The sequence below is a fragment of the Bacillus sp. P4_D3 genome, from assembly GCF_056401855.1.
Genome location: NZ_JBFUIN010001286.1, coordinates 1 through 582, shown reverse-complemented (window position 1 = coordinate 582; position 582 = coordinate 1). Strand labels below are relative to the sequence as shown.

At 31.8% G+C, this 582-nt stretch carries 1 protein-coding gene and 1 pseudogene; both read left to right on the top strand.

From position 1 onward, the window contains the following. Nucleotides 1–218 (top strand): annotated as a pseudogene (locus tag AC1DTM_RS30850) (hypothetical protein); the annotation flags it as partial. A 27-nt stretch (nt 219–245) separates the two neighbouring features. Continuing rightward, nucleotides 246–582 (top strand): GNAT family N-acetyltransferase (locus AC1DTM_RS30845; RefSeq protein WP_477001748.1); only part of this gene is annotated, 337 nt, incomplete at its 3' end.

The following is a 582-nucleotide window of genomic DNA, read 5'->3' as shown; positions in this document are numbered from 1 at the left end:
ATGTAAATCATTTCTCAAATATTAATGAAGGAATGACATATTTAGAAGTGAAAGATTTAATCGGTTTTGAAGGGGATTTACTCATAGAAGAAGGGGAAGAACATTCTACACGAATTAAACAAATTTTTGCTTGGAAAGGCAACGATCCAAAATCATTTGCTGAAATTACATTTTTGGATGGAAAAGTGCATTCTAAAACACAGCAAGGTTTAAGTTAATAACTTGAAGGAGTGGGAGAGTTAAGCATGAACATACATACAGGGGAAATACAATTAGTTCCGTATAAGGAGCAGTATAAAGAGATAATACAATCATTTACTTTACCAAGTGAACAAGTTCAATTTACGGCGAATCCAGGTGAATTACTGGAGAAAGCGAGAAATGATCGAACGAAAAATGTAGTTGTTATTTTAGACTATAACGGAGTACCTGTAGGTGTATTTATATTACAAACAGGTGATAGAGTACAGGAGTTTACAGAAAATAAGGGTGCCATACTTTTAACTTATTTTTCTATTAATTATAATAAACAAAGGAAAGGATATGCTAAAAAATCATTGGCGTTATTACAAGACTTTGTAA